At 72.3% G+C, this 25,448-nt stretch carries 27 protein-coding genes and 1 riboswitch; of the genes, 12 read left to right on the plus strand and 15 right to left on the minus strand.

What is annotated here, in order from left to right; genetic code table 11:
* Nucleotides 1–4: 4 nt before the first annotated feature.
* Nucleotides 5–1,489 (minus strand): alpha,alpha-trehalose-phosphate synthase (UDP-forming), encoded by a 1,485-nt coding sequence (locus AC0666_RS15455; RefSeq protein WP_478707734.1) that lies wholly within the window; start codon nucleotides 1,487–1,489, stop codon nucleotides 5–7.
* A gap of 46 nt (nucleotides 1,490–1,535) precedes the next feature.
* Nucleotides 1,536–2,513 (minus strand): glucosyl-3-phosphoglycerate synthase, encoded by a 978-nt coding sequence (locus AC0666_RS15460; protein ID WP_478707735.1) that lies wholly within the window; start codon nucleotides 2,511–2,513, stop codon nucleotides 1,536–1,538.
* Nucleotides 2,514–2,709: 196 nt separating this feature from the next.
* Nucleotides 2,710–2,862, plus strand: a riboswitch (SAM riboswitch).
* Nucleotides 2,863–2,879: 17 nt separating this feature from the next.
* Here AC0666_RS15460 and thrC point away from each other — a divergent pair.
* From thrC to groL, 4 genes are all read left to right on the plus strand, one after another.
* Nucleotides 2,880–4,154: a threonine synthase gene (gene thrC / locus AC0666_RS15465; RefSeq protein WP_478707736.1), complete on the plus strand. Its 1,275-nt coding sequence runs from the start codon at nucleotides 2,880–2,882 to the stop codon at nucleotides 4,152–4,154.
* A 34-nt stretch (nucleotides 4,155–4,188) separates the two neighbouring features.
* Nucleotides 4,189–4,467 (plus strand): MoaD/ThiS family protein, encoded by a 279-nt coding sequence (locus AC0666_RS15470; protein ID WP_468970290.1) that lies wholly within the window; start codon nucleotides 4,189–4,191, stop codon nucleotides 4,465–4,467.
* A gap of 383 nt (nucleotides 4,468–4,850) precedes the next feature.
* On the plus strand, nucleotides 4,851–5,054 hold the full coding sequence (locus tag AC0666_RS15475) for a cold-shock protein (RefSeq protein ID WP_005315736.1): 204 nt from the start codon (nucleotides 4,851–4,853) through the stop codon (nucleotides 5,052–5,054).
* A gap of 342 nt (nucleotides 5,055–5,396) precedes the next feature.
* A complete protein-coding gene (gene groL / locus AC0666_RS15480) occupies nucleotides 5,397–7,016 on the plus strand; it encodes a chaperonin GroEL (protein ID WP_468581673.1) in 1,620 nt (539 codons plus the stop codon).
* 189 nt (nucleotides 7,017–7,205) lie between these two features.
* On the opposite strand, the gene AC0666_RS15485 is transcribed toward groL, so the two are convergent.
* The gene (locus tag AC0666_RS15485) at nucleotides 7,206–7,778 is read right to left on the minus strand and encodes a Uma2 family endonuclease (protein WP_468970539.1); all 573 of its coding nucleotides are present in this window, start codon (nucleotides 7,776–7,778) and stop codon (nucleotides 7,206–7,208) included.
* A 139-nt stretch (nucleotides 7,779–7,917) separates the two neighbouring features.
* On the opposite strand from AC0666_RS15485, the gene AC0666_RS15490 reads away from it, so the two are divergent.
* Complete coding sequence (locus AC0666_RS15490; RefSeq protein ID WP_468970286.1) at nucleotides 7,918–8,517, plus strand: phosphoribosylanthranilate isomerase; 600 nt, start codon at nucleotides 7,918–7,920, stop codon at nucleotides 8,515–8,517.
* A 6-nt stretch (nucleotides 8,518–8,523) separates the two neighbouring features.
* Here the strand turns inward: AC0666_RS15490 and AC0666_RS15495 are convergent, their stop codons facing one another.
* Complete coding sequence (locus AC0666_RS15495; RefSeq protein WP_468970283.1) at nucleotides 8,524–8,859, minus strand: protease inhibitor I9 family protein; 336 nt, start codon at nucleotides 8,857–8,859, stop codon at nucleotides 8,524–8,526.
* Between the two features lie 389 nt (nucleotides 8,860–9,248).
* On the opposite strand from AC0666_RS15495, the gene AC0666_RS15500 reads away from it, so the two are divergent.
* A complete protein-coding gene (locus AC0666_RS15500) occupies nucleotides 9,249–10,430 on the plus strand; it encodes a S8 family peptidase (RefSeq protein WP_468970281.1) in 1,182 nt (393 codons plus the stop codon).
* Nucleotides 10,431–10,439: 9 nt separating this feature from the next.
* On the opposite strand, the gene AC0666_RS15505 is transcribed toward AC0666_RS15500, so the two are convergent.
* A complete protein-coding gene (locus AC0666_RS15505) occupies nucleotides 10,440–10,694 on the minus strand; it encodes a DUF397 domain-containing protein (RefSeq protein ID WP_478707737.1) in 255 nt (84 codons plus the stop codon).
* Nucleotides 10,678–11,514, minus strand: coding sequence for a helix-turn-helix domain-containing protein (locus AC0666_RS15510; RefSeq protein ID WP_478707738.1), 837 nt, complete (start codon nucleotides 11,512–11,514; stop codon nucleotides 10,678–10,680). Before AC0666_RS15510 ends, AC0666_RS15505 begins: the two co-directional genes overlap by 17 nt.
* A gap of 115 nt (nucleotides 11,515–11,629) precedes the next feature.
* Between AC0666_RS15510 and AC0666_RS15515 the strand changes: the two genes are divergently transcribed.
* Together AC0666_RS15515 and AC0666_RS15520 are read left to right on the plus strand one after the other, a co-directional pair.
* The gene (locus AC0666_RS15515; RefSeq protein WP_468581679.1) at nucleotides 11,630–11,848 is read left to right on the plus strand and encodes a hypothetical protein; all 219 of its coding nucleotides are present in this window, start codon (nucleotides 11,630–11,632) and stop codon (nucleotides 11,846–11,848) included.
* Complete coding sequence (locus AC0666_RS15520) at nucleotides 11,845–12,549, plus strand: hypothetical protein (protein WP_478707739.1); 705 nt, start codon at nucleotides 11,845–11,847, stop codon at nucleotides 12,547–12,549. Before AC0666_RS15515 ends, AC0666_RS15520 begins: the two co-directional genes overlap by 4 nt.
* Here AC0666_RS15520 and AC0666_RS15525 read toward each other — a convergent pair.
* The 5 genes from AC0666_RS15525 to AC0666_RS15545 form a co-directional block, all read right to left on the minus strand.
* Nucleotides 12,495–13,142 carry a GNAT family N-acetyltransferase gene (locus AC0666_RS15525; RefSeq protein ID WP_478707740.1) on the minus strand — a complete coding sequence of 216 codons (648 nt, stop codon included), beginning with the start codon at nucleotides 13,140–13,142 and terminating at the stop codon, nucleotides 12,495–12,497. The two genes, AC0666_RS15520 and AC0666_RS15525, sit on opposite strands and share 55 nt — an antisense overlap.
* A gap of 7 nt (nucleotides 13,143–13,149) precedes the next feature.
* Nucleotides 13,150–13,506 carry a hypothetical protein gene (locus tag AC0666_RS15530; protein WP_478707741.1) on the minus strand — a complete coding sequence of 119 codons (357 nt, stop codon included), beginning with the start codon at nucleotides 13,504–13,506 and terminating at the stop codon, nucleotides 13,150–13,152.
* Between the two features lie 21 nt (nucleotides 13,507–13,527).
* Complete coding sequence (locus tag AC0666_RS15535; RefSeq protein WP_478707742.1) at nucleotides 13,528–15,012, minus strand: PTS transporter subunit EIIC; 1,485 nt, start codon at nucleotides 15,010–15,012, stop codon at nucleotides 13,528–13,530.
* Between the two features lie 84 nt (nucleotides 15,013–15,096).
* The gene (gene murQ / locus AC0666_RS15540; protein ID WP_468970259.1) at nucleotides 15,097–16,029 is read right to left on the minus strand and encodes an N-acetylmuramic acid 6-phosphate etherase; all 933 of its coding nucleotides are present in this window, start codon (nucleotides 16,027–16,029) and stop codon (nucleotides 15,097–15,099) included.
* Nucleotides 16,026–16,955, minus strand: coding sequence for a MurR/RpiR family transcriptional regulator (locus AC0666_RS15545; RefSeq protein WP_468970256.1), 930 nt, complete (start codon nucleotides 16,953–16,955; stop codon nucleotides 16,026–16,028). Before AC0666_RS15545 ends, murQ begins: the two co-directional genes overlap by 4 nt.
* A gap of 97 nt (nucleotides 16,956–17,052) precedes the next feature.
* Here AC0666_RS15545 and AC0666_RS15550 point away from each other — a divergent pair, with 97 nt between their 5' ends.
* Nucleotides 17,053–17,424, plus strand: a complete 372-nt coding sequence (locus AC0666_RS15550; protein WP_361714224.1) for a hypothetical protein — start codon at nucleotides 17,053–17,055, stop codon at nucleotides 17,422–17,424.
* 7 nt (nucleotides 17,425–17,431) lie between these two features.
* Nucleotides 17,432–17,698, plus strand: a complete 267-nt coding sequence (locus tag AC0666_RS15555) for a DUF4031 domain-containing protein (protein WP_468581686.1) — start codon at nucleotides 17,432–17,434, stop codon at nucleotides 17,696–17,698.
* 100 nt (nucleotides 17,699–17,798) lie between these two features.
* Here AC0666_RS15555 and AC0666_RS15560 read toward each other — a convergent pair whose 3' ends face one another.
* Nucleotides 17,799–19,022, minus strand: a complete 1,224-nt coding sequence (locus AC0666_RS15560) for a Cmx/CmrA family chloramphenicol efflux MFS transporter (RefSeq protein WP_478707820.1) — start codon at nucleotides 19,020–19,022, stop codon at nucleotides 17,799–17,801.
* 56 nt (nucleotides 19,023–19,078) lie between these two features.
* Complete coding sequence (locus tag AC0666_RS15565) at nucleotides 19,079–19,732, minus strand: HD domain-containing protein (protein WP_468581687.1); 654 nt, start codon at nucleotides 19,730–19,732, stop codon at nucleotides 19,079–19,081.
* A gap of 137 nt (nucleotides 19,733–19,869) precedes the next feature.
* Between AC0666_RS15565 and AC0666_RS15570 the strand changes: the two genes are divergently transcribed.
* On the plus strand, nucleotides 19,870–20,556 hold the full coding sequence (locus AC0666_RS15570) for a copper homeostasis protein CutC (protein ID WP_361714233.1): 687 nt from the start codon (nucleotides 19,870–19,872) through the stop codon (nucleotides 20,554–20,556).
* Nucleotides 20,557–21,169: 613 nt separating this feature from the next.
* Here AC0666_RS15570 and AC0666_RS15575 read toward each other — a convergent pair.
* Entirely contained in the window at nucleotides 21,170–23,146 is a 1,977-nt protein-coding gene (locus AC0666_RS15575; protein WP_478707821.1) for a HelD family protein, read from the minus strand.
* A 414-nt stretch (nucleotides 23,147–23,560) separates the two neighbouring features.
* Between AC0666_RS15575 and AC0666_RS15580 the strand changes: the two genes are divergently transcribed.
* Nucleotides 23,561–23,746 carry a hypothetical protein gene (locus tag AC0666_RS15580; RefSeq protein WP_356853809.1) on the plus strand — a complete coding sequence of 62 codons (186 nt, stop codon included), beginning with the start codon at nucleotides 23,561–23,563 and terminating at the stop codon, nucleotides 23,744–23,746.
* A gap of 16 nt (nucleotides 23,747–23,762) precedes the next feature.
* Here AC0666_RS15580 and AC0666_RS15585 read toward each other — a convergent pair whose 3' ends face one another.
* Nucleotides 23,763–25,406, minus strand: coding sequence for a DNA repair helicase XPB (locus AC0666_RS15585; RefSeq protein WP_361714237.1), 1,644 nt, complete (start codon nucleotides 25,404–25,406; stop codon nucleotides 23,763–23,765).
* Nucleotides 25,407–25,448: the final 42 nt, after the last annotated feature.

Consider the following 25,448-nt stretch of genomic DNA (forward strand, 5'->3'; position numbering starts at 1 on the left):
TGCCTCAAACGCCGGCGGGGCCGGTGGGGGCGCGGAGGTCGGTCAGTTGGTTCGCGAACCACCGGGACGGGGGGAGGGCCGTGGCTGCCGCAGCAAGGCGCTTCGAGCGTTCCGCGCGTTCCGCGGCCGGCATCGACAGGGCCGTGTGCAGGGCCTCCGCGGTCGCCGTCACGTCGTACGGGTTCACCGTCAGCGCGTCCGCGCGGAGCTCAGCGTACGCCCCCGCCCCCGTCGACAGCACCAGCGCGCACCCCTGCTCCGACACCACCGGGATCTCCTTCGCCACCAGGTTCATCCCGTCCCGCACCGGGTTCACCAGCGCCACGTCCGCCATCCGGTACGCCGCCAGCGAGCGCGCGAAGTCGTCCTGCACCGACACCAGGACCGGCTGCCAGCCGCCCTCCTCGCCGAACTCCGCATTGATCTCGTCGGCGAGCTCCCGCACCGACGCCGTGTACCTGCGGTAGACCTCCAGGTCCTGCCGGGAGGGGTACGCCGAGGCCAGGTGCACCACCCGGCCGCGCCACTCGGGGTGCGCGGCCAGCAGTTCCCGGTAGGCGAGCAGCCCGCGCAGGACGTTCTTCGACAGCTCGGTGCGGTCCACCCGGACGATCGTCTTCAGGTCGCCGACCTCCGCCCGCAGCGCCGCCAGCTTGTCGTTCACCTCGGGCCGGTGCGCCAGCGCCCGCAGCTCGTCCGCGTCGACTCCGAGGGGGTACGCGGCCACCTCGGTGAACCGGCGCTCCAGCAGCCCGCTCCCGTCCGGGGCCGCCTTGCGGTGCCACACCCCGGGTGCGCCCCCGCTCGGCCAGACCCCCTCCGCGGTCCCGCTCGCGTCGTCGATGCCCGCGCCCCGTACGAAGTCGGCGGCCCACGCCCGCGTGTGGAAGCCCAGCCGGTCCGCCCCGAGCATCCCCCACAGCAGCTGCGCGCGGATGTCGTCCGGCAGCATCCGCAGGAACTCCGGCGAGGCCCACGGCGTGTGCGTGAAGTGCGCGATCCGCAGGTCCGGCCGCAGCTCCCGGAGCAGGCCCGGCACGAGCGCCAGCTGGTAGTCCTGCACCAGGACGCAGGCGCCCTCCGCCGCCTCCTGCGCGAGGGCCTGCGCGAAGGCCCGGTTGTACTCCGTGTACGCGCCCCACCGCCGCCGGAACTCCGCGTCGAAGACCGGCTCGCGCGGGATGTCGTACAGGTGGTGGTGGGTGAACCAGAGCACCGAGTTGGCGATGCCGTTGTACGCGCCGTCGTACACCTCGGGATCGATGTCCAGCATCCGGACGCCGGGCTCGGCGACGCCCCGGCGGACCGCCTCCCGGTCCGCCTCCGAAAGGGCCGCGCAGATCCAGAGCGTGTCCGGCTGCTGCGCGAGGGCCGCGGAGAGTCCGGAGACGAGTCCGCCGCCGCCGCGCCGGGCGGACAGGGCGCCCTCGGCGTCGAGGGAGTACGAGAGCGGGCCGCGGTTCGCTGCAACGAGTACCTGGGAAGCCATGCCGCCAACCTAGCCGGGGGCCGCCCTGCTCAAACCCGGATGTTCCTCACGCCACGCGGCGGCCCGCGTACTCCTTGATCTCCCTCATCGGCGGCCGCTCCTCGGTGTCCACGGGGTGGGTGCGCGGCACGAACCCGTCCGGCCCCCGCTCGAACTGGGTGAGCTCCGGCCGGACCAGGTGGGCCCGCGACAGCCGCAGCTGCGCCGTGCGGTAGATCGCCGCGGCCATCCGGCCCAGCGCCTGCCCGTCCTGGTGGCGGTGCAGCCGTACGCCCACGTCCACCTGGGCCAGCGCGTCCAGTCCGACCGTGTGCAGCGCGTCCACCAGCAGGCCCAGCTCGACGCCGTAGCCCACGGGGAACGGCAGGCGTTCCAGCAGGGAGCGGCGTACGGCGTACTCGCCGCCCAGCGGCTGCACGAAGCCCGCCAGCTGCGGCCAGTGCAGGTTCAGCAGCGGCCGGGCCACCAGCTCCGTGACCCGGCCGCCCTGGCCGGGGGTCTTGCCGGAGGCGAGCCCCTGGAGCTCCGGGCCGACCGGGCGCTCGTACATCGCCTTCACGAACTGCACGTCCGGTTCGGTCAGCAGCGGACCGACGATCCCGGAGACGAAGGCGGAGGAGAAGTCCCGCAGGTCCGCGTCCACGAAGCAGACGATGTCCCCGCCGGTCACCAGCAGCGAGCGCCACAGCACCTCGCCCTTGCCGGGCAGGGCCGGTATCCGCGGCAGGATCTCGTCGCGGTGCACGACGCGGGCGCCGGCCTCGGCCGCCACCCCGGCCGTCCGGTCCGTGGAACCGGAGTCGACGACCAGCAGCTCGTCGACGAGCGGGAGCGGCAGTCCCTCGATGAGATCGCGCCGGATCACCTCGACGATGGCGCCGACCGTCTCCTCCTCGTCCAGGGCGGGCAGGACCACGCTGACCGTGGTGCCCGTCGCCCGTTTGGCGGCGAGCAGCTGGTCGAGCGGTCGGTCGGCAGCGGACCAGGAGCGGTCCGCCAGCCAGCGCTCCACCTCATCCAGCACGATCGGTACTCCTGATTCCTCGGTGGGGTCCGGCCCATTCGGCCGAAAAGTGATCCATCTCGCGGTTCGGACGGCTGTCTCACCCGCCCGGGCACTTCGGTTACAGTCTTGAACAACGCGAAGGACCACGGCATGCCGGGGGTCCTCGTGCACAAACGCCCGGGTGCGCCACAGAGCGCGCGGCCCGGTGCCATACCGCTCATCCAGAGGGGCAGAGGGACACGGCCCGTTGAAGCCCCGGCAACCCTCCAGTCGGTTCTCGCGATGCGATACGCACGCCGCGGGGTCCCCGGCTAGGGAAGGTGCCAATTCCGTCTCATGGCGAAGTGCGCCATGGGGAAGATGAGGAGAAAGGGCCTCGCCATCATGGCTGCACAGACTGTTGCCACCTCTGTCGATCTCGGACCTGCCACCGGCCTTTCGTGTCGTGAGTGCGGTACCCGCTTCGAGCTGGGCCCCATCTTCGCGTGCGTCGAGTGCTTCGGGCCGCTGGAGGTCGCCTACGAGCTCCCCACCGGTGACCCCGAAGCCCTGCGCGCCGCGATCGAGGCCGGTCCGAACAACATCTGGCGCTACGCCCCCCTGCTGCCCGTCCCCGCCGACGTGGCCTCCAAGCCCAGCCTGAACCCGGGCTTCACCAAGCTCGTCGACGCCGAGAACCTGGCCAAGGAGCTGGGCGTCACCGGCAAGCTCTACGTCAAGGACGACTCCGGCAACCCGACGCACTCCTTCAAGGACCGCGTCGTGGCCATCGCCGTCGAGGCGGCCCGCGCCTTCGGCTTCACCACCCTGTCCTGCTCCTCCACCGGCAACCTGGCCGGCGCCGTCGGCGCCGCGGCCGCCCGGGCCGGCTTCCGCTCGTGCGTGTTCATCCCGCACGACCTGGAGCAGGGCAAGGTCGTCATGGCCGGCGTCTACGGCGGCGACCTGGTCGGCATCGAGGGCAACTACGACGACGTCAACCGCTTCTGCTCCGAGCTCATCGGCGACCCGCTGGGCGAGGGCTGGGGCTTCGTCAACGTCAACCTGCGCCCGTACTACGGCGAGGGCTCCAAGACGCTCGCGTACGAGATCTGCGAGCAGCTCGGCTGGCAGCTGCCCGACCAGCTCGTCATCCCGATCGCGTCCGGCTCGCAGCTGACGAAGATCGACAAGGGCCTCCAGGAGCTGATCAAGCTCGGCCTCGTCGAGGACAAGCCGTACAAGATCTTCGGCGCCCAGGCCGAGGGCTGCTCGCCCGTGTCGACCGCCTTCAAGGCCGGTCACGACGTGGTCCGCCCGCAGAAGCCGAACACCATCGCCAAGTCGCTCGCCATCGGCAACCCGGCCGACGGCCCGTACGTCCTGGACATCGCGCGCCGCACCGGCGGTTACGTGGAGGACGTCAACGACGAGCAGGTCGTCGAGGCCATCAAGATCCTCGCGCAGACCGAGGGCATCTTCGCCGAGACCGCGGGCGGCGTGACCGTCGGCGTGACGAAGAAGCTCATCGAGAACGGGCTGCTCGACCCGGCGCTGACCACCGTGGTCCTGAACACCGGTGACGGCCTCAAGACCCTGGAGGCGGTGGCCGCGGACAGCGGGCAGACCGCCACCATCCGCCCCAGCCTGGACGCGTTCCGCGCCGCCGGCCTGGCCTGACCATCCCCGCCGTTCCCGGAAAGGCAGTAGCGCCATGAGCGTCAACGTCCGCATCCCCACCATCCTGCGCACCTACACCGCCGGCCAGGCCGAGGTCCCCGCCGAGGGCGCCACCCTGGCCGAGGTCATCGAGTCGCTGGAGAAGAGCCACCCGGGCATCGGGGCGCGCATCCTGGACGACCAGGGCAAGCTGCGCCGCTTCGTGAACGTGTACGTCAACGACGACGACGTGCGCTTCGAGGGCGGTCTGCAGGCCGCCACGCCGGACGGTGCCGGGGTCTCGATCATCCCCGCCGTGGCCGGCGGCTGCTGACACGCGCAAACCGTAATTACCCCCTCCGTTAATAAGCGGAGGGGGTAATTCTGCTTGGTTGGGCGCGGTAGAGTTGGGGAAGTCCCCTCCGCTGTTCTTGCCCGCCGCATATGAGCGGGTCGCGTGAGGGTTGACATTGAGTCAATATGCATGCGCGGTATGGGGCTTTGGCGAGATTTGTCGGGCCCGAGTTGCCCCGGTAGATGCCAAATTTTCACTCTATTTCAATGTATCTGCGTGACCAGATTTCTCGTCGGATTGACCTGTTGCTCACAGCACCGGTGCGGATACATTCAGCCGCGGTCGAGGCGTTCCGGCGCAAGTTCTGACCCGGGACCGCGAAGTGCGGTCCTGCGCAAGGGCCAGTAATAGGGGAGTTAGGCATGGCTCAGGGCACCGTCAAGTGGTTCAACGCGGAGAAGGGCTACGGCTTCATCGCGGTCGACGGTGGTGCGGATGTGTTCGTCCACTACAGCGCCATCCAGATGGACGGGTACCGCACCCTTGAAGAGGGTCAGCGGGTCGAGTTCGAGATCTCGCAGGGCCAGAAGGGTCCGCAGGCGGACATGGTCAAGCTCGCCGTCTAGTCCCGGCGCGATCGACCACCGACGCATACGCACGAGGGCCCGCATCCCCGACCGGGATGCGGGCCCTCGTGCGTGTCGGGGTCGGCGACCCGCGCGGGGGTCCGGGTTGGGCTGAGCCGCTTGCACTCGAAGGGGTCGAGTGCTAATCATTGGCGTTAGCACTCTCGTGCTGAGAGTGCTACTACACAGGACCGGGTCGGTGAGGCCCGCAGGGTCCGGCGGGAAGGAACCGCCGGGCACGCAGGCCGTCCGTCGCGGGCGCGGGCGCGGTCCGGAGCAATCCAACCCTCCCCGTGCGTCTCGTGGCGCAGGGGGAACCCCAGTCCTGGAGGACCACTTCAGATGGCCAAGATCATTGCGTTCGACGAGGAGGCCCGGCGCGGTCTCGAGCGCGGGATGAACCAGCTCGCCGACGCCGTCAAGGTCACCCTTGGCCCCAAGGGTCGCAACGTCGTCCTTGAGAAGAAGTGGGGCGCCCCCACGATCACCAACGATGGTGTCTCCATCGCCAAGGAGATCGAGCTCGAGGACCCGTACGAGAAGATCGGCGCCGAGCTGGTCAAGGAAGTCGCCAAGAAGACGGACGACGTCGCCGGCGACGGTACGACCACCGCGACCGTGCTGGCCCAGGCGCTCGTCCGCGAGGGCCTGCGCAACGTCGCCGCCGGCGCCAACCCGATGGCCCTCAAGCGTGGCATCGAGAAGGCCGTCGAGGCCGTCTCCGGCGCCCTGCTGGAGCAGGCGAAGGATGTCGAGACCAAGGAGCAGATCGCTTCCACGGCCTCCATCTCCGCCGCTGACACCCAGATCGGCGAGCTCATCGCCGAGGCCATGGACAAGGTCGGCAAGGAAGGCGTCATCACCGTCGAGGAGTCCCAGACCTTCGGTCTGGAGCTGGAGCTCACCGAGGGTATGCGCTTCGACAAGGGCTACATCTCGGCGTACTTCGCCACCGACATGGAGCGTATGGAGGCGTCGCTCGACGACCCGTACATCCTGATCGTCAACTCCAAGGTCGGCAACGTGAAGGACCTCCTTCCGCTGCTGGAGAAGGTCATGCAGTCCGGCAAGCCGCTGCTGATCATCGCCGAGGACGTCGAGGGCGAGGCCCTGTCGACCCTGGTCGTCAACAAGATCCGCGGCACCTTCAAGTCCGTCGCCGTCAAGGCCCCGGGCTTCGGCGACCGTCGCAAGGCCATGCTCGGCGACATCGCCATCCTCACCGGCGGCACGGTCATCTCCGAGGAGGTCGGCCTCAAGCTGGAGAACGCGGGCCTCGACCTGCTCGGCCGCGCCCGCAAGGTCGTCATCACCAAGGACGAGACCACGATCGTCGACGGTGCCGGTGACAGCGACCAGGTCCAGGGTCGCGTCAACCAGATCCGTGCCGAGATCGAGAACTCCGACTCGGACTACGACCGCGAGAAGCTCCAGGAGCGCCTCGCGAAGCTGGCCGGCGGCGTGGCCGTCATCAAGGCCGGTGCCGCGACCGAGGTCGAGCTCAAGGAGCGCAAGCACCGCATCGAGGACGCCGTGCGCAACGCGAAGGCGGCCGTCGAGGAGGGCATCGTCGCCGGTGGTGGCGTGGCCCTGCTCCAGGCCTCCGCGGTCTTCGAGAAGCTGGAGCTTGAGGGTGACGAGGCGACCGGCGCCAACGCCGTGAAGCTCGCCCTGGAGGCCCCGCTCAAGCAGATCGCCGTCAACGGCGGCCTTGAGGGCGGCGTCGTCGTGGAGAAGGTGCGCAACCTGCCCGTCGGCCACGGCCTGAACGCCGCGACCGGCGAGTACGTCGACATGATCGCCGAGGGCATCATCGACCCGGCGAAGGTCACGCGCTCCGCGCTGCAGAACGCCGCGTCGATCGCCGCGCTGTTCCTGACCACCGAGGCCGTCATCGCCGACAAGCCGGAGAAGGCCGCCGCCGCTCCGGGCGGCATGCCGGGCGGTGACATGGACTTCTGATCGGCCCCTGGCTGATCGGCTGTTCTCGACCGAGGGCGGCACTCCCCGTACAGGGGGTGCCGCCCTCGGGCGTTGCAGGAGGGGCAACGTCGGCACGGCGTCCGCCCCCTCCACCCGGGAGACCTTCGCCTGGCCGACGCTGCCCGGGATGCGGGACTGCCCGTCGACGCACCCGCTTGATCCGGCGTCCTACAAGCCCGTGGTGTCGAGCGTGAAGTCGAACGGCTTCGGGACGTGCAGGTCCTCGCCGAAGGAGACCGTCGTGCGGGAGCGGTACCCGTGCGGGGAGGGGTCCCAGAAGCAGGTGATCTCGGACGCCTCCATGTCGACGACGAGGTAGACGGGAACGAGCTGTCCGTACACTTCCAGCTTCTCGTTCCAGTCGGCGTCCTTCGTGGACAGTGAGGTGAACTCGCCGACCAGCGACAAGGCCGCGCCGTCCGCGTGTCGGCCTTCCTCGTCGAAGGCGGACTCGTCCGCGACGTACAGGTCCGGCCCGTAGCCGCGCTCTACCGCCGGGAACTGGAAGAGGAAGGGGGAGGTGTCTGCGAAGTGCCCTTCGGGAACGTGTGCCTGGAGCTGCTCGCGCAGTACCCGCATGCGACGGGAGTAGCGCAGCTTGGACCACGGTGACACGATGATCTTCCCCCGGATGAGCTCGGCCTTGAAGCCGTCTGGCGTGTCCATCTCCTCGACGGTGCGCAGGAGTGTCTCGAACGTCGGCGGTGCCGCGTGCTCTATCGGTGTGGCCCGTTCGATCATGATCGTCACCGTTGTCCTCCGCCGTGGCGTGCTGCGCACTGGGTGTGAGCCTCGTCCCAGGCTAGCTGCGCGTGCGGGGCCGCGCCCGGGTGCCGAGACGGCTCACCACCGGACGGGTGGGTTTTGGTTGACTGGAGGCATGACCGATCTCTTCGTCAAGATCTGCGGGCTCACGACGGCCCACGACGTCGACACCGCCGTCGACGCCGGGGCCGACGCCGTCGGGTTCGTGTTCGCGCCCGGGAGCCCCCGGACGATCGGGGCCGACGCCGCGCGGGACCTCGCCGCGCGGGTCCCCGCCGGGGTGCTCACCGTGGGGGTGTTCCGCGGGCAGTCCGTGGACGAGGTCCGGCGGCTGACCGAGGAGAGCGGCGTCCGCGGCGTACAGCTGCACGGCGACGAGGGCCCCGAGTACTACGAGGCGCTGCGCGCCGAAGGCCGCACCCTGCTGCGGGCCACCGCCCTGCACGTCGCCCGCTGCGGGGAGTTCGGTGAGGACCTGCTCCTGATCGACGCCCCCGATCCCGGCTCCGGCAAGCCCTGGAACTGGGCCTCGCAGGAGTTCACCGCCCCCGCGGGCCACTGGCTGCTGGCCGGCGGGCTGAACGCCGGCAACGTCCGCGAGGCCGTGCGGACCACCGGCGCCTGGGGCGTGGACGTCTCCAGCGGCGTCGAGAGCTCCCGCGGCGTGAAGTCCCCGGACCTGATCCGCGCCTTCGTCGAGGCCGCCCGCGGCTGAGCCGGCCTAGAACGTCCAGCCCTGGGAGGCGGTGCCGTCCTCCTCGATGGACTCCACGCCCGGCAGCACCTCCAGCGCCGCGACCTGGGCGGGAGAGAGCCGGGCGGCGAAGCCGTGCAGCGCGGAGCGGAACACGTGCAGCGGCGTGACCCCGACCAGCCCCGCCACCTCGGCCGGGTCCAGGTCCTTCCGTACGGTGACGATGTACGTGGGGTGGTCGACGGGGAAGGCGTACGGCACGGGCCCGCGCTCGGAGGCGCTCGCCGCGGACACGGGCAGGACGGCGACGGCGGCCAGGACGGCGAGGGCCACGGGCAGGACTCGGCTCAGGGGCAGGCGCATGGGTCGAGGCCACCACGCGGCGGCGCTGCCGGTCAACGACGTCCGCAGGTGTGGCGGGGGCACGGAGAGCGCACCGGCCGTGCGCTCGCCGGTCTGGGGGCGGACCGTACGGGTGATCTTGCGGAGGCGCCCCGGGCCCTGTCGGCCAGGGGTGACGGGCCCGCGCGGCCTTGATCCGCAAGGTGCCGCCCCCTTGCGCGGCATGTGCGACGGCCTGACGCGGGGTGGCGCGGACCGCGGACGATCGGCCGGGCGGGCGGCGGCGGGTCAAGCCGCGCCGGGGCGACACCCGATGGAAGGAAGGGCCGCACCAGGACGGACGGACACGCGCCGTCGTGGAGGCGGCCCCACCCATGCCGAGCCCCCACCTCCTTCAGGGAGTCACCTCCATGCGCCTGCTCGCACGTCTGGCCACGGCCGTCCTCCTCACCGCGGCCCCCCTCGCGGCCGGTACGGCCTCCGCCGCCGGCCCGGAGCCGACCCCGGCACCGCTGTACACCTCGCCGAACGCCGTGCCCGGCCAGTACATCGTGACCCTGGAGAAGGGGGTGGACGGTGCGGTGGCGGCGGAGCAACTGGGCCTGGAGCCGTCGTTCGTCTACACCTCGGCGATGAACGGCTTCGCGGTCCCGATGACCGCGGCCCAGCTGGCGACCGTCCGCAGCACTCCGGGGGTGAAGTCGGTCGAGGAGGACGCGTCGGTCCAGTCCGTGCCGGTGCCGACCAAGGCGCCCGGTGTGCGGGCTTCGGCCGCCTCGTGGGGCCTGGACCGCATCGACCAGAGCGCACTGCCGCTCGACAACGGCTTCACCCCGCTGGGCGACGGCGCCGGGGTGACCGCGTACATCCTCGACACCGGCATCGACTACACGCACACCGAGTTCGGCGGGCGTGCCGAGCCCGGCTTCGACGCCGTCGACGACGGCCGCGACGGCGCGGACTGCCAGGGCCACGGCACGCACGTCGCGGGTACGGTCGCCGGTGCGACGTACGGGGTGGCGCGCCACGCGAAGCTGGTCAGCGTCCGTGTCCTCGGCTGCGACGGCAGCGGCACCTGGTCCAGTGTCATCGCGGGCATGGACTGGGTGGCCCGGAACGCCACGCAGCCCGCCGTCCTGAACGGCTCCCTGGGCGGAACCAAGTCGGACGCGGTCAACACGGCCGCCACCGCCCTGTCCGACGCGGGCGTCCTGCCGGTCTTCGCGGCGGGCAACTCCGCGCAGGACGCCTGCGGCGTCTCGCCCGCCTCTGCCGAGCGCGTGGTGGCGGTCGGCGCGACCGACGAGTACGACCAGGAGACGGGCTTCTCCAACTACGGCTCGTGCCTCAGCCTCTACGCCCCCGGGCAGGACATCGTCTCCGCGAGGCTCGGCGGCGGCAGCGTGGCCCTCGACGGCACGTCGATGGCCGCACCGCACGTCACCGGTGTCGCCGCCCTCTACAAGGCGACCCACCCGAACGCGGACCCGGCAGAGGTCGGCGACTTCCTGGAGCGCGAGTCCACGAAGGACGTCGTGAGCAGCATCAGCCTGGGCAGCCCGAACCGGCTGCTGTTCACCGGCGGCCTGTGACCTGGCCGGTCAGAGGGACGCGACGAACGCCGCCCAGGCTCGTGCGTGGAACACCACGTGCGGGCCTTCGGGCTGCTTGGAGTCCCGGACGGGAACCACCCCGGGCCGGCCGTCGGCCACCTCGACGCAGTTGCCGCCGTCGCCGCCGCTGTGGGTGGACTTCCGCCAGGTGGCCATCTCCAGGCAGTCGCCGCCGCTGCCATCGCTGTAGCTCGACTTGTGCCAGGTGGCCGCTGACAGGTCGTACTCAGGCGTGCTGGTCATGCGCGTAATCCTCCGCTACAGACTCGATCAGGGCCAGTGATTCGTGTGGTGGCAGCGCACTAGCCGTGAGCAGATCGTAGGTCAGGGAGTGGCGAGCGACCTCGGCAGGATCGTCGAATAGCAGACCTGTTCCGTTGCCTTGGGAATAGGCGAGCGGGGGAGCGTCCTCGAAGGACATCAGCTTGATGGAGCCGCCTGTGGACGCATGGGCACCCTCGCTGAAGGGGAGGACCTGAACGATGATCCGGTGGGACCGGATCAGACCCGCGATGTGCCTGAGCGTTTCGGCCATGACCGACGGACCACCGACTTGACGTCGGAGTACCGCTTCATCGAGGACGCACCACAACATCGGGATTGTTGGGTTGTTGAGCAGTGCAGCGCGCTCCAACCGGTTGGTGACGAGCTCGTCGATTGCGTCCTCCGTAGCCGTCGGCTGGTAGGCCCTGCAGACGGCCCGTGCGTACGACTCTGTTTGGAGCAGCCCCGGCACGATCAACGGCGCGTACTCGCGGATCGCCGTCGCCAAGGCCTCGGCCTCGGCCGCCGCCGCGAAGTGGTCCGGGTACTTGGACTTGGCCGCCGCCCCGCAGTTGCGGACGAAGAAGCCGTCCGTCCCCAGGATGTCGTCTATCTGCCGCGCGAAGTCGAGGTGCATCCGGCGCGTGCCCGCTTCGAGCTGGCCGATGAACGAGCCGCTGACGAAGAGCGGTTCGCCCAGCTCGGCCTGGGTGAGGCCCGCGCGTTCGCGCGCCACGCGGAGTTCCGCGCCGAGGAGGGCGCGTGGGGAGGAGGAGGGATCGAGGTGCTTACCTGCCATGGCAACTCCCTGGCCAACAGGTCCCGTTGTTTCGGGTCCGTCCTTGAAAGGCTATCGAGCCCGTCGCCACTCTGTGTACAGAAGACGAACACCCAGAGTAGAAAGGTGACATGTCATGGTGCTCACTCCGAAGGAGCGGCTGAGGGCGGCCGAGGAGGCCGTCGGGCAGTTGCGGGACGCGCTCGGCGGGGTGGGGGTGGTGTTCCCGTCGCTCGGGGTGGACGTGGTGTCCGCGGCGGGGACGTACGGCTTGCCGCTGGTCGAGCTCGGTCGCTGCAATCTCGACACCGCGCTGCGGCTGGCCGCCGTGCTCCACGAGCGGGCGCACCCGTGAGCGGGGACGAGCGGGCGTGGTGCGAGTCCGCTCTGGAGGGGTTCTTCGAGGTGGCGCGGGGGTGGGAGTTCGAGCTGGCCTGGAAGCTGTGCTGGCTGGAGCAGGGCCTGGTGGGGGAAGGGTGGAGGCGTCCGGGCACGGGCCTTTCGGTGCGGGTGGGGCGGGACGGGCGCAGCGGTCTGTGGACCGCCGTCGGCGATGACGGGGAGCGGCGGGTGCGGGAGACGGCCGGTACGGCGGACGAGGCGACGTCCCTGGCGCAGGAGGCGCTCGGGCTGACGGCGTGGCGGCCGCAGCCGCCCCCGCCACCGGGGTGGCACCGGTTCACGCTCATCCACTGCCCGGTGGACGGTTCGTCCGAGGAGGACGAGCCGCGTTACGAGGCGCTCAGGGTGCGGCCGCCGAAGGGATGCGTGGTCGAGGACGTCGGCGGGTGCTTCGGCTTGCGGTGCGAGCGGCCGGGCGCGCGGTTGCTGGACGCGGTGGCGGAGCTGTGCGGTGAGATCCGGGCGGGGTACGGGCTGGTGATGGCCGACCTGGGGATCGAGAAGCTGTGGGAGTGGTCGCAGGACGGCACGGACGGGTGGGGCGCCGAGATCGTCGGGCAGTTGCTGCTGATGGCGGCGGAGCGGGCGCCGAAGCTCGGCTACAGCACCGACGACCTGGTGACCTTCCTGCGCACCGCGTCCGGGGCGGCCTGAGCCGGCGGTACCGGGTCCGTGCGGAGGCGGGCGTGGAGGTGCTCGTCGTGCCAGCCGTCCGCGTGGAGGAGGGCGCCGCGCATGGTGCCCTCCAGGGGGAAGCCGGCCTTGGCCGCGATCCGGCACGAGGCCGGGTTCGCCACGGAGTGGGTGATCCGCAGGCGGTGCAGGCCGAGCTCCTCAAAGGCCCAGCGGCTGACCCGGTCCGTGGCCGGGGCCATCGCGCCGCTGCCGCGTCCGGCCGGGAGCAGCCAGTACAGGAACTCCGCGCTGCCGCCCGGCAGGTCGATGTCCCCGAGGCCGATCAGCCCGACGGGCAGGCCGCCTTCGGCGGGTGCCACGGCCCAGATCACGGCCCGCTCGGCCAGGCGGCGGGTCTCCCACGCGGCGATGCGCTCCCGCGCCTGCTCGTGGGAGGGCAGGCCGGGGCGGTTCCAGTGCTGGATGTCCGGGTCCAGGCAGGCCTGCACCAGCGCCGGGGCGTCCTGCGCGGCCCAGGGGCGCAGGACCAGTGCACCCGGGAGAGCGAAGCACGGCTGGGCGAGGGCGGCCAGGCGGCCCGGCGGGACCACGGGGGGTATGGAGTGGGTCATGCCCCCATCATGCGGCGTCGTGGAAGTGGGACAGGAGGTCGTCGGGCCCTGCGCCGAGGGTCAGTTCGGGGGGAACGGCCGGGCCCCAGAGCCAGGTGCGGTCGCAGCTGAAACAGAAGATCATCTCGAACAGGAGCTCCTCCATGGCGTCGTAGACGCGCAGGCCGTAGCCGGGGGCCGGGCAGGCGCGGCGCTCGCCCGGCTGCATGGAGGAGAGCAGTGCGAGCGCCTCGGAGGCGTCCTTGCCGGTCCAGGAGGCGAGCGGGCTGCCGGTGACGGGGTCGCCGAACCGTTGCGGGCGCTCGGAGAGGCGTACGACCTTGATCAGGGCGGTGGCGGCAACGGCGTCGGCGGGGAACTCCATCCGGAAAGTCTCGCTTTCGCCTTAGATTTTGGCCATAGCAGGCCCCTGTGCCGGTTGAACGGTGGCCGGATTCGTGTTTTCGGCGTCGGTGTTCAGGTCGGTCAGCATCTGCCCGGTGAAGCCGAAGAAATACGTGGCGATGAAGCCGGCGAGGTAGCTGACGCCCAGGCCGCCCGCGTAGATCGCGAGGCTCAGGCCGAGGCCCGCGGTGCCGTCGAGCAAGGGGAACAGCGCCCATCCGGACGGGCCGATGGCGGTGGAGCCGAAGGTGACGCCGAGCTGGTTGAACAGGCCGACGAACGCTCCGCCCGCCGCGCCGCCGACGCATGCGGTGACGAAGGGGCGGCCCAGCGGGAGGGAGACCCCGTAGATCAGCGGTTCGCCGACGCCCAGGAAACCCGCGGGCAGGGCCGACTTGATGGTCGTCCGCAGGGAGCGGTTCCGCGGCAGCCGGCAGTAGACGGCGAGGGCGGCCCCCACCTGGCCCGCGCCTGCCATGGCCAGGATCGGCAGCAGGACCGTGTAGCCGGACTGCTCGATCAGGGTGGTGTGGATCGGGATCAGCGCCTGGTGCAGGCCCAGCATGACCAGGGGGAGGAACAGCCCGCCCAGGACCAGGCCCGCGAGGGCGCCGCCGCGGGCGAGGAGCCAGTGGGCGGACGTACCGATGGCGGTGGAGACCTCACCGGCCAGGAACATCAGGCCGAACAGGGTGACCAGGCCCGCGACCAGGACCGTGAGGGTGGGGGTGACCAGGACGTCCACCGCCTCCGGCACCCACCTGCGGCACCACTTCTCCACGTGGACGGCCAGCAGCGCGGCCGCCAGGGCGCCGAGGACACCGCCCTGCCCGGGGGAGAGATGTTGGCCAAAAGCATCCACCTTGGCGACGCCCGGGAAGACGATGATCGCGGCGACCGCGCCGCCGAGGACGGGCGTACCGCCGAACTCCTTCGCGGTGTTGAGGCCGACGAAGACCGCGATCAGCGACATGAAGCCGGAGGCGAGGGCGGCGAGCGCCGGGGCCACGGCGGGCAGCCGGCCGGTGTTCACCAGCACGCCGTTCAGCCCGGCGATGATGCCGCAGCCGATGAGCGCCGGGATCAGTGGGACGAAGATGTTCGCCACGCGGCGCAGGAACAGCTTGAAGGGGGTGCTGTTGCGGGCTTTCTGTGCCTCCTTCAGCGCGGCGCCCCGCTCGGCGAGTTCCGCGGCGGTGACCGGCAGCGGCGGGGCCCCTGCCCGGCCCTCCTCGACCAGGGCCTCGAACTCCGGGGTCACGCGGGCCACGGTGCCCGGGCCCAGCACGATCTGGTAGGTGTCGGCGTCCTCGACCACGCCCAGCACGGCGGGCAGCGCCCGCAGCGCGGTCTCGTCGACCAGCGAGCGGTCGTGCAGGGCCAGGCGCAGACGGGTCATGCAGTGGGCGATGGAGCCGATGTTGCGGGGGCCGCCGACCAGGGGGAGGAGCGCGGCGGCGGTGGCGCGGTTCTTGTCAGTGCTCATGTGGGGGTCGCCTTGCCGTGAGGGAACCGGGGTTCGGGAACCGTGGGGGTCGGGAGGCGTGCGGGGTGTTGCCGGGCGGTGGGGTCAGGGGGCGTGCGGGGTGCGGGCGAGGGCGGCGCGGAGATGACCGTCGGCGGCGGTGAGGAGTGCGGCGGCTGTCGGCCCGTCGACGCCGCCGAGGAGGACGAGGGCGGCCTGCTTGACCTCGCCGCCGGTGGCGGTGAGCGCGGCCTCGATCTCCTCGTCGGAGGCGCCGGTGGCGAGCACCAGGATGTGGCGGGAGCGGGCGCGGAGCTTGTCGTTGGTGGCGCGGAGGTCGACCATCAGGTTCCCGTACGTCTTCCCGAGCCGGATCATGGTGAGGGTCGAGACGAGGTTCAGTACGAGCTTCTGCGCGGTGCCGGCCTTCAGGCGGGTGGAGCCGGTGAGCAGCTCCGGGCCGACGACGACCTCGATGCCGTGCAGGGCGGCCTCGGCGAGCGGGGAGCCGGCGTTGCAGGCCAGACCGATGGTGAGCGCGCCGCGCCGCCGGGCGTAGGTGACGGCGCCGACCGCGTACGGGGTGCGGCCGGAGGCCGAGATGCCGATGACGGTGTCGTCGGCGGTCAGGTCCAGGGCGGCGAGGTCGGCTTCGGCGAGTTCGGCGGAGTCCTCGGCGCCTTCGACGGCCCGGAGCATCGCGGAGGGGCCGCCCGCGATCAGGCCGACGACCTGGGCCGGGTCGGTGTTGAAGGTGGGCGGGCATTCGCTGGCGTCCAGCACGCCGATGCGGCCGGCGGTGCCGGCGCCCGCGTAGACGAGCCGCCCGCCGCGGGCCATCCGGGGCGCGATGGCGTCGATCGCGGCGGCGATCCGGGGCAGTTGGCCGGCCACCGCTGCGGGGACGGTGGCGTCCTCGGCGTTCATGAGGCGGGCGAGTTCGAGGGTGGGGAGGCGGTCGATCTCGGCCAGTTCGGGGCGGAAGGCCTCGGTGGTCAGGGCCGCGAGCTGGGCGCGGAGATCGGCGTACGCGGTCATGGGCGTTGCTCCTGGCGGCTGGTGGGGCGGTGGCGGGGGGCGAGTGCCTCGTAGGAGGCGGCGAGGGCGGGTGCGGCGGTCTCGTAGGTCTGCTGCGCGACGGCGACGAACAGGCAGTCCACGACGAGGAGCTGGCTGGTGCGGCTGGACATGGCGGCCGGGCGCAGCCGGCTCTCGCGGGCGGCGGAGGTGGTCAGCACGTGATCGGCGTGCCGGGTGACCGGTGAGTGCGGGCGGCCGGTCAGCGCGATGGTGGTGGCGCCGCGCTCGAAGGCCGTACGGAGTGGGTCGATCACGTCGCCGGTGGAGCCGGAGTGGGTGATCGCGACGGCGGCGTCGCCCGGACGGAGCTGGACGGCGTTGGTGACGGCCAGGTGCGGGTCGGCGTGGGCGAGGGCGACGAGCCCGATGCGCTGGAGCTTCTGCGCCAGGTCCTGGGCGACGAGCGCCGAGGCGCCGACGCCGTAGATGTCGATCCGGCGGGCCGTCGCGAGCGCGGTGACGGCGGCGGCGAGTGCGGTGAGGTCGAGCCCTGCCGCCGTGTCGGCGAGGGTCTGGGCCTCCTCGCGGGCCAGCTTGGCGACGACGTCGGGGAGGGGGTCGTCGACGGTTATGTCGACGGTGACGGAGGGGGCGGCGCCGGATTCCTGCTGTGCGGCGAGCGCGGCGAGGGCCAGGCGCAGGTCGCGGTAGCCCGGATAGCCGAGGAGGCGGGCGGTGCGGACGACGGTGGCCTCGCTGGTGCCGGTGTGCTCGGCGAGGGCGGTGACGGTGAGCCGGGCGCAGCCGGCCGGGTCGGCCGCGACGGCCTCGGCGACGGCCAGCACGGAGGGGGGCATGGAAGGGCCGAGCGCGCGGACGCGGGCGTGCAGCGGGGTGCGGGCGGTGAACGCCTCGGTGAAACTTTCCTTCATGACCTCACTCATGTGTGAAATCTATTTTCACAATCCGCCGAGGGGCAAGCCGCCGGGCTGTGACCGAGGGACCTTCGCCACCTGGCCGGTGCGGGTTCACAATGGCCCCATGGACCACGCGACCCCCCTGGAACAGGCGCTGCACGCCGCCCGTGCCCTGGTACTCGCCGATCTCGTCGCGGGCGAGGTCGCCGAGGCCGATGTCGTCTCCCTCGTCGAGGACTCGGTCACGCACCGCCGGTGGTGGGTGGAGCAGTGGCCGGAGGGGGTCGACTACCTCGCCGGACTCGTCGCCCAGGACGTACAGGACGCACTGCTGGAGAAGTACGGGCGCTGGCCGCTGTGCCCGGTCTGCTCGCACGGCGATCCGCACGCGCTGGACGTCGAACCCGAACTCGGACCCGATCCGCACTGGGTGTGCGGGAAGGCGGGCGTGAAGGTCGCCGCGGTGGGCGGCCTCGGCCCCGTCCTCGGCCGGTGAGCCGCCGGTGACGATCTACATCGACCCGCCCACCTGGCCGGGCCACGGCCGCATGTGGTCGCACATGGTCAGCGACCTCTCGGTGGAGGAACTGCACGCCTTCGCGGCGAAGATCGGCTGCCCGGCGCGGGCCTTCGACGGGGACCACTACGACGTCCCCGAGCACCGCTACGCGGACGCGGTGGACGCCGGCGCCGTGGAGGTCGGCAGCAAGGAACTGGTCCGCCGCCTCACGGCGGCGGGCCTGCGCCGCCCGAAGGGCCGCCCGGCGTAGCCGCCGGGAGGCGGCCCGGAGCGGTCATCTCCTCCCGCACCCAGCGCCATTCGGGGTCCGGGACCGCCGGACCCGGCCGGCGGCGGGCACCGTCAGTGGTTCACCTAGCGGTACGGACGGTGTCCGCCGGCGCCGGGCGGGTGGGCGACGAGGCGACGATCCGGGTCGGGGCCGGCGGCGTACGACGGTCCAGGCGCAGGGCGAGTGCGCCCAGGCCGATCGCGGTGACCGTCATGGCGGCCCCCGCCCAGGCGGTCGCCGCGAAGCCGTGGCCGGCGTCGATGACCGTACCGCCGAGCCACGGGCCGCCGGTGTTGCCCAGGTTGAACGCGGCCGTGGTGGTGGCTCCGGCCAGGGTCGGGGCGGCGCCCGCCACGTTGAACATGCGGGCGTTGAGCGCGGGCGCGGTGAAGAAGGTCGAGAACCCGATCAGGAACGACAGCCCGACGGCAGCTCCCGCCGACGACGCCAGCAGGGCCAGCGCCACGAGGAAGACCGTGGAGGCGGTGATGCCCCACAGCATCACCCCGAACAGGTGCGCGTCCGCGACCCGGCCGCCCACCGTCGTACCGGCCAGCGCGCCCACCCCGAACAGCGCCAGCACCCACGGCACCCAGCCGGAGTCCAGCCCGGCGACGTCCGTGAGCAGCGGCGAGAGGTAGCTGAAGGCGCAGAACACGCCGCCCGCCGCCAGGGCCGTGACGCCGATGGAGAGCCACACCTGCCGGTCTCGGTAGATGCGCAGCTCCCGTACCGGCGACGGCCTCTCGGCGGGCAGCGGGATCCTCGGGATCAGCGCGACGATGCCGGCAAGCGCGACTGCCGAGGCGGCGCCGACCGACCAGAACGCGGAACGCCACCCCAGGTGCTCGCCGAGGAAGGCGCCCGCGGGGACCCCGAGGACGTTGGCGATGGACAAGCCGCCGATCATGACGGCCATGGCCCGGGCGCGCTGGTTCTGCTCGACCATGGCGATGGCGACGGCCGCGCCGACCGCCCAGAAGCCGGCGCAGGCGAGCGCCGAGACGATGCGGGAGGCGAAGAGGAGCGCGTACGAGGGGGCCAGCGCGCCCGCGACCTGCCCGAGGCCGAAGAGGCTGATGAGGCAGATGAGTGTGGTGCGGCGCGGGAGGCGCAGAGTGGCCACGGCGAGCAGGGGTGCGCCGACGACCATGCCGATCGCGAAGGCGGATATCAGCAGGCCTGCCTGCGGGATGGTGACGGCCATGTCCTCGGCGATGGGGGGCAGCAGCCCGGAGAGCATGAACTCGCTCGTGCCGAGGGCGAAGACGGACAGACCGAGTACGTAGACGGCGACGGGCATGCGGGAGCGGGCGGCGGCGGGGGGCATGTCTCTCCCGAACCACCGCGAAGGGGATCTCATTCCTTGGGGCCGGTGAGGAGCGCGAGCTCCGCGGCCAGGTTGTGGCGGGCCGGGGCCTCCCAGTGGGCGGTGCCGTGGGGCGTGCGGAAGAGCCGGGGCAGGTCGAGGAGCTGGCGCAGGACGGCGGCGCGGCCGGCGCGGAAGGCGTCGTCGGGGACGAAGCCGTACTCGGCGCGGACGGCGGCGGCGTACGCGGCGTACGCGTCCGGGCCGCCCGCGAGGACGGCCAGGTCCGCGTCGCACAGCACCTCGCCGTTGGTGTCGCCGGGCGCGGGGTCGTGGGTGACGGTGAGCCGTACGAGGCGGGCCACCTCGGCCGTGCGGGCCCCGTCGACGCCGAGCTCGGGCAGGGCCCGCTCGGCGAGGGCGGCGCTGCGTTCCTCGTTCTCGGAGCGGTCGGGGCGGTAGACGGCGTCGTGGAACCAGGCGGCGAGTTCGACGGCGGCCGGGTCGGCGGCGTGCGGTGCGAGGACGTCGATCCGGGCGAGGACGTCCGCCAGGTGGGCGGTGGTGTGGTACCGGCGCTGGGGCTCCGCCCAGGCGGTGAGGAGCCGGTCGGCGTAGGGGGCGGGGTCCCGGCCGGGGTCGGCGCCCGCGGCGGCGGTGGTGGCGGCCCAGCGGGCGCGGAGGTCTGAGGTCGCGGTGTCCATGGGCACATTCTGCGGGCGGGCGGGTGGGGGTAGCGGGTGGCGTGATTGTGCTGGTGGAGGGCGGGGGCGGGCCCTACCCTGATATTGGACTAGACCTATTTTCCATACCAGCAGCTTTTTCGGAGGAGTGGGGCCCAATGAGCAACCGTGCAGTCCTGGAGGTGATCGCCCTCGACGTGGAGGACGCGGTCGCGGCCCAGGCGGGTGGGGCGGACCGTCTTGAACTGGTCACCGACATGGCCGCCGACGGGCTCACCCCGTCGCGCGAGACCTTCGCGGCGGTCAGGGCGGCGGTCGACATCCCGCTGCGCGTGATGCTCCGCAGGACGGACGGGTTCGCCGCCGGTCCCGTCGACCTCCTCGTCGAGCAGGCGCGAGAGCTGCGGGCGGAGGGGGCACAGGAGTTCGTCCTCGGGTTCCTGAAGCCGGACGGCACGGCCGACCTGGCGGCGATCGAGGCGGTGGTGGGAGAGCTGGGGGGCTGCCGGTGGACGTTCCACCGGGCGATCGACCGGGCGGCGGACCGGGACCAGCTGCGGAAGTCCCTCGCGGAGCTGCCCGGGCTGGACACCTACCTGACGGCCGGATCGGCGGAGGGGGTCGAGGCGGGGCTGCCGGTGCTGGTGGCCGAGGCCGGGCGGCGGGGGGAGCCGGGGTACGGGGCGCAGCTGCTGGTGGGCGGGGGGCTGGCGCTGGCGCACCTGCCGGTGCTGCTGGGGGCGGGGGTGGACGGCTTCCACATCGGCGGCGCGGCCAGGCCCTCCGGGTGGTCCGCCCCGGTCTCCGCGCCGGCGGTGGCGAGGTGGCGCGAGGCGTTGTCCTGACGGGACGGGCGCGGGGTTGGGCCCTGCCGGGTGCGGTGCCGCTGCGCGGACTTCGCCGGCGGTGGTGTCGTGGCGGGGAGCCCCGGGGGCTGGGGCGGGTTTCGTGGGCGGTGGTGTCGTGGCGGGGAGCCGCGGGGCTGGGACGGGCTTCGCGGGCTGTGGTGTCGTTGCTCGGGAGCGTGTGGTGGTGGGGCGGTGCCACTCCGGAAGTTCGTCTCGGCTCGCGGATCCTGGCGGGATCGCGGACTGACTCGGCGGTGACCGCTCATCCTCGACTCACCACCGCAGTGTCCCCACCCCACCCGCCGATGCCACGGCCAAGCCGGAGCCCCGGCCCCCCTTTGAGGCACCGGCCCACCAATTCAGCCCCGCCGGCGTTTGAGGCGCGGGGGTCCGGGGGCTGGCCCCCGCAGCGGCGCCGCACGGGCAATCGAACCTCCCCACCGCGGGCGTCGGGGCCCGGGCCGCCCCACCCTTTGAGGCGCGGGGCCTGCAAAATCAGCCTCGCCGGCGTTTGAGGCGCGGGGGGTCGGGGGCTGGCCCCCGCAGCGGCGCCGCACAGGCGATCGGACCCCGCCGGCCCCGGCGTTGGTGCGCGGGGCACCGGTCGGTGTCAGGCCAGGAGGGCAGCCGGGAGGGGGGTGGTGTGGAGGGCCGTCAGGCCGGAGACGGCTCGGGTGAGGCAGACGTACAGGCGGCGCAGGCCGGTGCGTTCGTCCGGTTCGCCCGAGACGATCGCCGCCGGCTCGTCCAGCACCACGTAGTCGTACTCCAGGCCCTTCGCCAGCGACGCCGGCACCAGCGTCAGCCGCGCCCGCGCCGTCGTCTCCTCGCCCGGCGCGAGGTACGGCAGTCCCGCCCCCCGCAGGGCCTCCGCCAGCTCCGGGATCCTGGCGTCGGCCGCGATCAGGCCGATCGAGCCCTCCTGGGTCAGGGACGCCCGGCAGGCCTCGATCACCGCGGGCGTCAGGTCCGACACCGGGGTCACGACCAGGGAGCCCGGCGTCTCGCGGACCGAGGAGACCGGCGCCAGGCCCGGGGAGATCGACGGCAGCAGCCGCGACGCGTACGCGATCACCTCGCGCGGCACGCGGAAGCCCGCCGTCAGCTCCTCCACCACCGCTTCCGGCTTGCCGAGGTGGGTCAGGGCCTCCGCCCAACTGCGGGTCGCCCACGGCGTGGTGCCCTGCGCCAGGTCGCCCAGGACCGTCGCCGAGCCCGTCGTGCAGCGCCGGCCCACCGCCCGGTACTGCATCGGCGACAGGTCCTGCGCCTCGTCGAGGACGACATGCCCGAGCGAGTGCGTACGCTCCACCAGGTCCGCCGCCTCGTCGATCAGGACCAGGTCCGCCGCCGACCACTTCGCCGACTTCACGCTGCGGTACGGCTTCGGCCAGAGCAGCAGCTTCTGCTCCTCGTCCGAGAGGATCCCGTCCGCGTGGGCGGCGAGGAACTCCGCGTCCGACAGCAGCCGCAGCACCAGCTTCGCCGGTTCCACCACCGGCCAGACCGCCTTGACGGCCGCCTTCACGGCGGGGTTGCGGGCCACCGTGTCCTGGACGCGGTCGTCGGGGGCCTCGCCCGCCTGTTCCATGCGGACGAGCACCGCGTGGGCGATCCGCTGCGGCAGCGCGTCACGGGCGGCGCCGTAGCGGATGTCGCGGTTCAGGAGCTCGGTGACGATCTCCTCCAGTTCGTACGCCGGCACCCGCCAGCGGCGCGATCCGCGGACCACCATCAGGGGCTCGGCGGGCAGGGTGACGTGCGAGCGGACCGCGCGGCGCAGCACCTCGGCCATCCGGGCGTCGCCCTTGACCACCGCGGTCCGGGCGGGGTCGGCGGCCCGGACCTCCAGGCCGTCGCGGGCGACCAGGTCGTCGACGGTGGCCTGCTTGACCTCCAGCTCGCCCAGGGCCGGCAGGACCTGCTCGATGTAGTGCAGGAAGGAACGGTTCGGCCCGATCACGAGCGTGCCCGTACGGGCGAGCCGCTCGCGGTGGGCGTAGAGGAGGTACGCGACGCGGTGCAGGCCCACCGCGGTCTTCCCGGTGCCGGGGCCGCCCTGGACGCAGACGGAGCCGGACAGGCCGGAGCGGACGATTTCGTCCTGCTCGGGCTGGATCGTGGCGACGATGTCGCGCATGGGGCCGACGCGCGGGCGCTCGATCTCCCGCTGGAGCAGTTTGCTGACCGCAGCCGCCTCGGCGGGGTCGCTGAGGTGCTCGTCCTCGTACGCCGTGAGCTCGCCGCCCGTGTAGCCGAAGCGGCGGCGCAGGGCGACGTCCTGGGGGTCGGCCTTCGAAGCGCGGTAGAAGGGCTGGGAGACGGGTGCGCGCCAGTCGATCACCATGGGGTCGCCGTCGGCGTCGTGGACGTGGCGGCGGCCGATGTAGAACCGCTCCCCCTCGGCGCCCTCGGCGAGGTCCGCGCCGGGCGCGTGGAGGTAGTCGAGGCGGCCGAAGAAGAGCGGGGTGTGCGCGAGGTCGGCGAGGGCCTTGATCCGGTCGTCGATCTGGGCCTGGAGGACGAGCGCGTTGACCCAGTTCGCGGTGACGTCGCGGATGTCGAGGGCCTCGACGTCCGCGCGCATCGCCCGGAGCGCGGCCCGCGATGCGGTGAGGTGCGCCTGTTCGCGGGCCAGGGGGTGGGAGGGGGCGAGGTCGGTGGCGTGCGCGGGCACGGGAATGCCTCCAGCTGCTGGTACGGAACGAAGCCCGCCGGTTTCCTCCCCCAGCTACCGCTGGGAGGTACCCCCAGGCGGGCGGCACTCCCCGGTACGGCGGCGGGAGGAGGCAAGAGCGGAGATTGTAGTCAGGGGCGGGGCGCCGCGCGAGCGGATTGACGCGGCGCAGGCCGGGCCCCCGTCCGGGGGTCATACCCGGGAGTGTCAGACCTCGGGTAGGGGTCCTCGGGGGCGGCATGGGACGGGAGGAGGAGGCCGGAGGCCAGGCGGCTCAGCTCGCAGGGCGATGTGCCGGGGCCGGTCGCGGCGCACCATGGACTCATGAGCACCGCAACCTTCACCCCGGTCCAGGGTGGCCGCCCGCGCGGGGCCACCGCCGCCACCGACTCACCGCCCCGGCACCGCCTGGGCGACCTGCTGCGCGCCGCGAAGGTGTTCGCGGCGACCGCCGTGAGCGTCGTCGTCCTCGGCGAGTACTCCGAGGACGCCGGCGTCATACGTCGCTGACCGCGCCCCGGCAGGATCAGTCGTTCGCCAGGAGCTCGTCCGCGTCCATGATCCGGTAGGCGTAGCCCTGCTCGGCCAGGAAGCGCTGGCGGTGCGCGGCGAAGTCCTGGTCGATCGTGTCGCGCGCGACGACCGAGTAGAAGCGCGCCTCGTGCCCGTCCGCCTTCGGGCGCAGCACGCGGCCCAGCCGCTGGGCCTCCTCCTGGCGGGAGCCGAAGGTGCCGGACACCTGGATGGCGACGGTGGCCTCCGGCAGGTCGATGGAGAAGTTGGCGACCTTTGACACCACCAGCACGTTGATTTCGCCCGCCCGGAAGGCGTCGAAGAGCTTCTCGCGCTGCGCGTTCGAGGTCTCGCCCTTGATGACGGGCGCGTCCAGGTGCTCGCCGAGCTCGTCGAGCTGGTCGATGTACTGCCCGATGACCAGGGTCTGGTCCCCGCGGTGCTTGCGGACCAGTGCCTCGGTCACCTTCCGCTTCGTGGCGGTGGTCGCGCAGAAGCGGTACTTCTCCTCCGTCTCGGCGGTCGCGTACGCGAGCCGTTCCGACTCGGTGAGGTTCACCCGGACCTCGACGCAGTCGGCCGGGGCGATGTAGCCCTGCGCCTCGATCTCCTTCCACGGCGCGTCGAAGCGCTTCGGGCCGATGAGGGAGAAGACGTCGGACTCGCGCCCGTCCTCGCGGACCAGGGTCGCGGTCAGGCCGAGCCGGCGGCGGGCCTGGAGGTCTGCGGTGAACTTGAAGACCGGCGCCGGCAGCAGGTGCACCTCGTCGTAGAGGATCAGCCCCCAGTCGCGGGAGTCGAACAGCTCCAGGTGCGGGTAGACGCCCTTCCGCTTCGTCGTCAGCACCTGGTACGTGGCGATGGTGACGGGCCGGATCTCCTTGCGCGTGCCGGAGTACTCGCCGATCTCGTCCTCCGTCAGCGAGGTCCGCCGCACCAGCTCGTGCTTCCACTGGCGGGCCGAGACGGTGTTCGTCACCAGGATCAGCGTGGTCGCCTTCGCCTTCGCCATGGCACCGGCGCCCACCAGCGTCTTCCCGGCGCCGCAGGGCAGCACCACGACGCCCGAGCCGCCGTGCCAGAAACCCTCGACGGCCTGCTGCTGGTACGGCCGCAGCGCCCAGCCGTCCTCGACCAGGTCGATGGCGTGCGCCTCGCCGTCGACGTACCCGGCCAGGTCCTCGGCGGGCCAGCCCAGCTTGAGCAGGGTCTGCTTGATCTGCCCGCGCTCGGAGGGGTGCACGGCCACCGTGTCGGGGTCGAGCCGCGCCCCGACCAGGGGGGCGATCCGCTTGGACCGCAGGATCTCCTCCAGCACCGGCCGGTCGGTGCTGGTCAGCACCAGTCCGTGGACGGGGTGCTTGGACAGGGTGAGGCGCCCGTAGCGGGCCATGGTCTCGGCGACGTCGACGAGCAGGGCGTGCGGGACGGGGTAGCGGGAGTACTCGACGAGCGCGTCGACGACCTGCTCGGCGTCGTGCCCGGCGGCGCGGGCGTTCCACAGGCCGAGCGGGGTGATCCGGTACGTGTGGATGTGCTCGGGGGCCCGCTCCAGCTCGGCGAAGGGGGCGATGGCACGGCGTGCTGCGCCGGCGAGCTCGTGGTCGACTTCGAGGAGGAGTGTCTTGTCGCTCTGGACGATGAGAGGCCCGTTCACGAACGTCCCTTTCGGCGTGGCGGTGGCTGCCCGGACGCGGGC

It is taken from the genome of Streptomyces sp. NPDC043680 (genome assembly GCF_056436685.1).